The organism is Aquifex sp., from assembly GCF_056494385.1.
Window position 1 is genome coordinate 1 of the sequence record NZ_JBSLZM010000087.1, and the last position, 7800, is coordinate 7800.

The window sequence follows — 7800 nt, forward strand, 5'->3', positions numbered from 1 at the left end:
ATAATAAAGCCCAAGAAAAGGGCAAAGAGAACCTTAAACTCCGGCGTGTTTTTTACGTTCTCTAAAAACTCATTCACCCTATGTAGGTTATTATTAGGACTATAATCGTTCCCAGAACTAAGTTAATACCCACAAAGATGGGGATTTGACCGAAAAGCCTCTTTCTATATAGGAACAAGTGAATGTAGATGAAATTTATAACCATTATTGCAAAAAGTATTAACTTAAGGTGAAATAGAGGATTTGTGCTAAAGTCTGGCCTAAACTTGTGCCACATCGCCATACCTGTTCCGAAGAGAACAATAATGGCAAGCCATACACTCATGAAGAACTTCCCGAGAACTTTCGGAGCTATATCCTGCCTGCATTCCTCCTTTGCGGAACGAAGAGCGGGGCTTAGGAAAAGGACGTTAAAAAACATCCCTCCAATCCAAACTATTGCGAAAAAAAGGTGAAGAAATAGGTAAGTCTTATACATCTGCCACCTCCCGAGAGTATTATACTCAGCTCGTGAGACCTTCTTCCTTCAGCTTTTCCTTCTCACCCTCTTTAAGGGGCTCACACCTGTTTACGTTTCCGAAACAATCGGGACAAAGGTCAAAGAAAACGAGAACTCCGAGACCCCCCAGCATCATATTAACCTGTGTTATTACAAGGTTTTCCTGCCTTTCGGGAAGAATCTGGTACTCCTCAAGGGTCTTACCGCAAAGGGTTTTATTCTCAGCGTCTCCTAACATGTGAAACTGAAAGACAAGCCTCTTTGTTCTTCTGCACTTCATCCACTTTGGTTTAAGGTCAAGAATAACGAACTTTATCTCAACGTTTTGGTCCGTTATCCATCCCTTTTGTTTTGCCTTCTCAAGAAGTTTTTTCATTTTTTCCGGATCCATAAGCTGCATTTTCTAACCTCCGTCAAATAGATTATGAGTAAATTTAAAGACCAAATTCCATGGGTTTAATCAACCGAATCTTCCCGTTATGTAATCCTCCGTGAGCTTCTTTTCGGGCTTTGTGAATATTTTTTCTGTGGGTCCGAACTCTACAAGCTCTCCCATATACATGAAAGCGGTAAAGTCCGAAATCCTGGCTGCCTGCTGCATGTTGTGGGTAACTATCACTATTGTAAGTTTGTCTCTTAGCTCAACGAGAAGGTCTTCAATTTTCGCGGTTGATATGGGGTCAAGGGCCGAGGTAGGTTCGTCAAGGAGCAAGACCTCGGGTTCAACCGCTATCGCCCTGGCTATACAGAGCCGCTGTTGCTGTCCACCGGAAAGGGAGTAAGCGTTATCGTAAAGTTTGTCCTTCACCTCGTCCCAAAGTGCCGCATCCCTCAGGGCTTTTTCAACCTTCTCGTCAAGAATGGATTTCTTCTTTATGCCTCTTAACTTCAAGCCGTAAGCTACGTTTTCGTATATGGACTTAGGAAAGGGGTTCGGCTTTTGAAAAACCATACCTATTCTCATCCTCACGAGGATAGGGTCAACATCCTGACCAATAAGGTTTATACCGTCGGGATAAAGTATAGCTTCCCCTTCGTATCTAACGTTTTCGTAAAGGTCGTGCATTCTGTTAAAGCACCTAAGAAGGGTTGTTTTCCCGCATCCGGAGGGACCTATTATCGCCGTAATTCTTTTCTCATAAACGGGAAAGGTTATGTCTTTTAAGGTGTGTCTCGTTCCGTAGTAAAAGTTAAGGTTTTTAACGTCAATCTTTACGCCACGCTTATGGGCTTTTTCCATCTCATAAAGAATTTTATTAGATTTTGCTTTACCTCTCTTCTTAACAATTTCTTAACAAAACTCCTTTAAAAGAAGTTATAAACTTTCTTCAGGAGGGAAATTGATGAATAGAAGAGTTTTCCTAAGCGGACTTCTTTCCCTTGCATTATTTCCCGCTTTAGCTCCTGCAAAGGAAAAGGTTATAAACGGTGCCGGTGCATCCTTTCCTGCACCCCTTTACTGGAGGTGGGCCAACGAATACTACAAAGAAACGGGGGTAAAGATTAACTACCAGTCTATAGGCTCGGGAGGAGGTATAAGACAGATAAGGAACAGAACTGTTGATTTTGGAGCTTCGGATGCACCTCTGCCTCCTGAAAAAACAAAGGAGTATAACCTCGCTCAGTTCCCCACGGTAATAGGAGGTGTTTCTCTTGCTTACAACCTAAGGGGTGTTAAGAACCTAAGACTTTCCACGGAAGCCGTATGCGGTATATTTCTCGGAAAAATAAAGTATTGGGATGACCCTGTTATAAAGAAAGATAACCCCGGTGTTTCTCTCCCCCACAGAAGGATAGCGGTTATAAGAAGAAGCGATGGTTCGGGAACCACGTGGATATTCACTAACTACCTCTCAAAAGCCTGCCCCGAGTGGAGAGAAAAGGTAGGATACGGTAAGGTTGTTAACTGGCCTACGGGTGTCGGTGCGAAAGGAAACGAAGGTGTTGCGAACTACATAAGGAGAGTGAGGGGAGCTATAGGTTACGTTGAGTATGCCTATGCTCTTGAGAATAAACTACCCGTTGTAGCCGTAGAGAACAGAGAAGGAAACTTCGTAAAACCTTCCCTTGAGACCTTTAAAGCTGCCGCAGCAAACGCCAAGTGGGACCCCGATAAGGACTTTTACGAAATACTTACTTGGCAACCGGGAGAGAATGCATACCCCATAGCGGGAGCTACCTTTATACTTCTCGGAAAGGAGCCCGAAAGGAAAAAGATAAATAGAGAGGTTGTTAAGTTCTTTGACTGGGCTTATAGAAAAGGTGATAAAATTGCTATAGAGCTCCACTACGTTCCTCTACCCGAGAACGTTAAAAACATGATTCGGGACTACTGGAGGAAACATGGATGGTATTAATAACGTAAAAAGGAAGAGGGACGCACTTCTTGAGAAGGTTGTTTTCCTCTCCCTTTTTTCCGCTACGATTTTCTTAGGTCTCGTATACCCTATTCTTATCGGCGGTTCTATACTTAAGGAAGCTTGGTTATCTATTCAGAAGTTCGGAATAAGTTTCCTCTTCGGAACTACTTGGGACCCGGTAAGGGAGATATTCGGGGGACTTCCTGCCATCGTAGGAACGATTCTCACTACCGCGATGGCTACTGTTATAGCTGTTCCCGTATGCATAGGTATAGCCATCTTCATAACAGAACTGAGTCCAAAACCCCTTAAGCCCTTGTTCACTACAGCGGTTGAGCTCCTGGGAGCTATACCGAGCATTATTTACGGTATGTGGGGTTTCTTCGTTATAGCTCCGCTTATGTCCGAATATGTTGAGCCCTTTCTTCAGGATACCTTTATGGACCTTCCCCTTATAGGAAAGCTTTTTGACGGAATACCTACGGGTATAGACCTGTTAACCTCAAGTTTAGTTCTTTCAATAATGATAATTCCCTTCATGGCTACTATAGTGAAGGACACCTTTGAAATGACACCGCAGATTTTGAAAGAAGCGGGCTACGGCATGGGTGCAACCAAGTGGGAGGTTATAAAAGACATCGTAATACCTTATGCATTTCCCGGAATAGTAGGCGGACTCATACTTTCAACGGGAAGAGCACTCGGGGAAACTATGGCTGTAGCATTCCTTACGGGAAATGTCCACCAGATACCCAAATCCCTTCTTGATAACTTTACAACTATAACCGTTGCAATCGCCAACGAGTTTACAGAAGCAGACACGGACCTTTACCTTTCTTCCCTATACTACCTTGCCTTTATTCTTTTCCTTATGTCCTTTCTGCTCCTCATCATCAGTAAGTTTATAATCTTCAATAGGCTGGAGAAGAAATGGAAGACCTCGGGCGTTTAGAGAGAAGGATTAAATACAGAAAGGTGAAAAGCTTCATTATACTCTTTCTCTCTTTTCTCACAGCAGTTTACGGTATATTTTGGCTTTTTTGGATTATCATAGACGTATTTATAAACGGTTTTCAAAACATAAGCATTTCCTTAATCCTTGAGGACCCCAAACCGCCCGGTGTGGAAGGTGGAGGTCTGAAACACGCTTTCGTCGGACACTTTCTTATAACAACCATAGCAACCCTTTTAGGGGTTCCTATAGGCATAGCTGCGGGAATATTCTTTACCGAATACGGAAGGCACAGTAAGTTCGTTGAGTTTATGAGAACTATGACAGACTCTCTTGTTAGTCTGCCTTCAATAATAGTGGGAACTTCGGTTTACGCCATTCTCGTAAAGCCGGTGGGACACTTCTTCGGACTCAGCGGTTCGGTAGCCCTCGCTCTTCTCATGCTTCCCGTAATAGCTATAACGACCGCGCAGATACTAAAGCTCGTTCCCGATTCTCTTAGGGAAGCGGCTTACGCCCTCGGTGCATACAAGTGGCAAGTTATAAAGGACGTCTCACTAGTTGCGGCAAAGAGGGGGATACTTACGGGGGTAATTCTCGGAATAGCAAGAATAAGCGGAGAAACCGCACCACTTTTATTTACCTCCTTTAACAACAACTTCACGACTTATAACGTATTTGAGCCCATGACTTCTTTAACGGTCACCATATTCGTTTACGTCATGGGTCCTTACGAAGACTGGCACAGGAAAGCTTGGGCATCCGCACTAATACTTATGTTCATCACACTTTTATTCTTTATCCTTGCAAAGTATTGGGTAGGAAGGAAAAAGGCCTAAAGGAGAATCTGCTTAGCGAAGAGTATCTCGGGTATCTTCTTTATCTCTTCAAGAACATCCTCGGGAATGGGGTCATCAAGGTTGAGAATTCCTATAGCTATACCCCCTTTCTTTTCTCTTCCCAGCCTAAAGCCTGCTATGTTTATGTTAGCTCCTCCGAGAATAGAACCTATCTTTCCTATAACACCGGGAACATCTTTATTTTCAAACACCAGGAGTATACCCTCGGGTTCAATGTCAACCTTGTAGTTGTCTATCTCGGTAATCCTCGGAATCTGTCCCTCAAGAACCGTTCCGGCAACAACCTTTTCCCTTCCATCTTTTACCACAACCTTTATGTAGTGCTTGAAATCGGGTGTTTCCTCGGAAGAAAGCTCTTCCACGCTTATTCCCCTGTCCCTTGCAACGTAAAAGGCGTTAATTATGTTTACAGGAAAATCAACGACCTCCTCAAGAATTCCCTTAAGAACCGCAGACGAGATAGGCTGGAAGTGTTCCGCTATATCTCCCCTTACTTCTACGTGAACCGACCTTATGCCTTCGTCTGTCCATTGAACGAGGAACTTTCCAAGCTTTTCCGCAAGGTCAAGGTAGGGCTTTATTAGTGTAAGAACCGAAAGGTCGGGAAACGGAGCGTTTACCGCATACTCAACCGTTTGACCCTTAAGGGCTTTCAGAATTTGTTGAGCTACAATCACCGCGACGTTCCTCTGGGATTCGTAGGTATTCGCACCTATATGGGGACTGAGGGAGATATTTACCTTATCCGAAAGCCTTTTTAGTTCATCTACAAACTCGGGAGGAGGGGGCTCCTTTGAGTAAACGTCAAGGGCAACCCCCTTTATCTTACCCATTTCCATATACTTTATGAGTGCCCTCTCGTTTATTATCCCTCCCCTTGCACAGTTAACTATGTAAACACCATCCTTCATAATCTCAAACTCTTTCTCGTCAATCATGTTCTTAGTTTCGTGAGTGAGGGGAGCGTGTATCGTAAGAACGTCAATTTCTTTTAACATATCGTGAAGGTTATCAACGAGTTTAACTCCCAGTCTGTCCGCCTTTTCCTTGGGAATATAAGGGTCGTAAGCCATAACCTTCATACCGAAAGCTTTAGCCCTTATAGCGACCTGTGAACCTATGTTTCCGAGACCAATTATTCCGAGGGTCTTTCCGTATAGCTCCTCTCCCATGAACTTTTTGCGGTCCCATCTGTACGAGAGGATATTTTCATGAGCTTTATGGCCGTTTCTCATTATTGTGAGCATATGCATCATCGTGAGTTCGGTAGCCCCTATCGTGTTTGCTCCGGGAGTGTTTACAACGAGAATCCCTTTCTTCGTAGCGGCTTCAATGTCCACGTTATCAACACCAACACCTGCCCTTCCTATGACCTTTAACTTCTCTCCCCTTTCTATGAGCTCCTTCGTGACGGGCGTTCTGCTTCTCGTTATTATCGCGTCAAAGTCCTTGATTATCTCAAGGAGCTCCTCGTAAGATATTTCGGGCTCGTTGTAAACCTCAACCTCTGGGTCCTTTTCAAGAAGTTCAATACCTTCGGGAGCTATAGGGTCGGTAATTAATACCTTGTACAAGTCCTTTACCTCCGTGATGGAAGTAAGGAAATAATTATAAACCATGAGTGAAAAGAGAGCCCTCCTTTACCGAAGGGGAGGCCTCGGGGATACTCTATTTACCTTTCCCGTTCTTGAAATATTTAAAAGATTGGGATACAAAACCGTCGCTGTGGGAAACACGGATTATTACGAGATAGCGAAGCACGTCGGTTTTGCGGACGAAGTATACTCCGAAGTACCCGAAGGAGTGTATGATAAAAAAATTATTATCTCCCTTGAGGGAAACCTGAAGCCCTTTCCCGAAAAGAGAGTCTGGATTCTTGAACACTACCTAAAAAGCCTAAACCTTCCCCCTATTTATTCCCCCATCTTACCGATAAAGCCAGAAGAGAACTCTCCCTTTAAGGGAAAGGTTGTTATTCACCCTTCAAGCGGTTCAAGGAAAAAGAACCCTCCGCTTGAACTTTTTGTGAGCCTCGGGGATTACCTAAAAAGTAAAAATATTTAATACATTTACCTGCTGGGCGAAGCTGAGGAGCATTTAAGTGAATTTCTCAAGCCTCACTTTTTCAGTTTATCTCCCCTTGAGATAGCCAGGAACTTAAAGATGGCACGTTTCTACATAGGCCTTGACAGCGGAATAACACATCTCGCTTCATACTTAGGTGTTAAGGGAGTAGCTATTTACGGACCTACCGATAAAGTTGTTTGGAAGCCTTTAGGAAATAGCGTTGAGGTTCTTAGCCTTAACTACGAGTGTTCTCCTTGTTTTCCGAACGTGTGTAAAGAAAGACCATGCTTAAATCCCGAGGAACTATTTAAAAGACTCACCAGACTAATAGACTTTTACCTCATACCTTGAGAGTATATCCTTTCTTTCTTCTGTGAAAGCCTTAATAACTTCAATCGTCTGGTTGTTTATAGAGAAATTTGCGGCCTAAAACCCCGTATCTATGATACGTTTGTGCAGCCCGCCCCGAAGAGGTTGACTAGAAAGCATTTGTGGAGTAAATTGGTAAATAGCTTAAATACCCCACCGCTCCCGAGAGGGAGCTGAGCGACTTTAAGGTGGGGTAGAAAGAGAGTACAGAAGCTGAAAGTAGCTCCGCTATCCCGCTACACATTGGGTTAGGTAGGAGTAGGGGCGGCGTGAACCCACCTGTGGTGGTAAGGGACACATTTAGTGTCCAAACCCACCACGAAGCTCCGCATCTCTGATGCGGGGTAGTTCACTTCTTCAATGTATTCGGAATATACACTGCTTGTTCCGTGAAGAACAAAAGCAATACCGGTAAGTTTTTTGACCTTTTTAAGTTTTTCAAAATCCAGTGTAGGTTTCCCTTTGAATGTGATTGAAGTATTCGTATGCACATAAATACACCAAGTTTTTGAAGTGTTGAAAAATTAGACTATTCTCATTCCCTACTCCCTATATACAATTGTATGAGAAAATTTAATTAAGAAATTAAAAACCAGAGGAGGTTGTGAAGATGTGACATATTGTAGAGTTTGAAAAGAACGGAGTTACTGTAAGAGGCTATATAGCTACCCCGAAGTGGGGAGGCCCGGGAGT

Annotated in this window: 9 protein-coding genes; 5 read left to right on the forward strand and 4 right to left on the reverse strand. The window is 43.5% G+C overall.

Annotated elements, in window-relative coordinates:
- Positions 1–73: 73 nt before the first annotated feature.
- The 3 genes from ACWB1W_RS06755 to pstB form a co-directional block, all read right to left on the reverse strand.
- Positions 74–478 (reverse strand): hypothetical protein, encoded by a 405-nt coding sequence (locus ACWB1W_RS06755; protein ID WP_479370618.1) that lies wholly within the window; start codon positions 476–478, stop codon positions 74–76.
- 25 nt (positions 479–503) lie between these two features.
- Complete coding sequence (locus ACWB1W_RS06760; RefSeq protein WP_479370619.1) at positions 504–890, reverse strand: hypothetical protein; 387 nt, start codon at positions 888–890, stop codon at positions 504–506.
- Between the two features lie 69 nt (positions 891–959).
- Entirely contained in the window at positions 960–1739 is a 780-nt protein-coding gene (gene pstB / locus ACWB1W_RS06765; RefSeq protein WP_479370620.1) for a phosphate ABC transporter ATP-binding protein PstB, read from the reverse strand.
- A 103-nt stretch (positions 1740–1842) separates the two neighbouring features.
- On the opposite strand from pstB, the gene pstS reads away from it, so the two are divergent.
- The 3 genes from pstS to pstA are packed head-to-tail and all read left to right on the forward strand — an operon-like array spanning position 1843 to position 4650.
- Positions 1843–2856 (forward strand): phosphate ABC transporter substrate-binding protein PstS, encoded by a 1014-nt coding sequence (pstS, locus tag ACWB1W_RS06770; protein ID WP_479370621.1) that lies wholly within the window; start codon positions 1843–1845, stop codon positions 2854–2856.
- A complete protein-coding gene (gene pstC, locus ACWB1W_RS06775; RefSeq protein WP_479370622.1) occupies positions 2843–3811 on the forward strand; it encodes a phosphate ABC transporter permease subunit PstC in 969 nt (322 codons plus the stop codon). Before pstS ends, pstC begins: the two co-directional genes overlap by 14 nt.
- The gene (gene pstA, locus ACWB1W_RS06780) at positions 3790–4650 is read left to right on the forward strand and encodes a phosphate ABC transporter permease PstA (protein ID WP_479370623.1); all 861 of its coding nucleotides are present in this window, start codon (positions 3790–3792) and stop codon (positions 4648–4650) included. The genes pstC and pstA overlap by 22 nt, the downstream gene beginning before the upstream one ends.
- On the opposite strand, the gene serA is transcribed toward pstA, so the two are convergent.
- Positions 4647–6245 carry a phosphoglycerate dehydrogenase gene (gene serA / locus ACWB1W_RS06785; protein ID WP_479370624.1) on the reverse strand — a complete coding sequence of 533 codons (1599 nt, stop codon included), beginning with the start codon at positions 6243–6245 and terminating at the stop codon, positions 4647–4649. The two genes, pstA and serA, sit on opposite strands and share 4 nt — an antisense overlap.
- Before the next feature lie 43 nt (positions 6246–6288).
- On the opposite strand from serA, the gene ACWB1W_RS06790 reads away from it, so the two are divergent.
- A complete protein-coding gene (locus ACWB1W_RS06790; RefSeq protein ID WP_479370625.1) occupies positions 6289–6735 on the forward strand; it encodes a glycosyltransferase family protein in 447 nt (148 codons plus the stop codon).
- 81 nt (positions 6736–6816) lie between these two features.
- Positions 6817–7089, forward strand: coding sequence for a glycosyltransferase family 9 protein (locus tag ACWB1W_RS06795; protein ID WP_479370626.1), 273 nt, complete (start codon positions 6817–6819; stop codon positions 7087–7089).
- Positions 7090–7800 lie beyond the last annotated feature (711 nt).

What these genes read in the sequence shown, in the direction of transcription:
- ACWB1W_RS06755 (WP_479370618.1), bottom strand. Translation starts at nt 478, where the DNA reads ATGTATAAGACTTACCTATTTCTTCACCTTTTTTTCGCAATAGTTTGG.
- ACWB1W_RS06760 (WP_479370619.1), bottom strand. Translation starts at nt 890, where the DNA reads ATGGATCCGGAAAAAATGAAAAAACTTCTTGAGAAGGCAAAACAAAAG.
- pstB (WP_479370620.1), bottom strand. Translation starts at nt 1,739, where the DNA reads ATGGAAAAAGCCCATAAGCGTGGCGTAAAGATTGACGTTAAAAACCTT.
- pstS (WP_479370621.1), top strand. Translation starts at nt 1,843, where the DNA reads ATGAATAGAAGAGTTTTCCTAAGCGGACTTCTTTCCCTTGCATTATTT.
- pstC (WP_479370622.1), top strand. Translation starts at nt 2,843, where the DNA reads ATGGATGGTATTAATAACGTAAAAAGGAAGAGGGACGCACTTCTTGAG.
- pstA (WP_479370623.1), top strand. Translation starts at nt 3,790, where the DNA reads ATGGAAGACCTCGGGCGTTTAGAGAGAAGGATTAAATACAGAAAGGTG.
- ACWB1W_RS06790 (WP_479370625.1), top strand. Translation starts at nt 6,289, where the DNA reads ATGAGTGAAAAGAGAGCCCTCCTTTACCGAAGGGGAGGCCTCGGGGAT.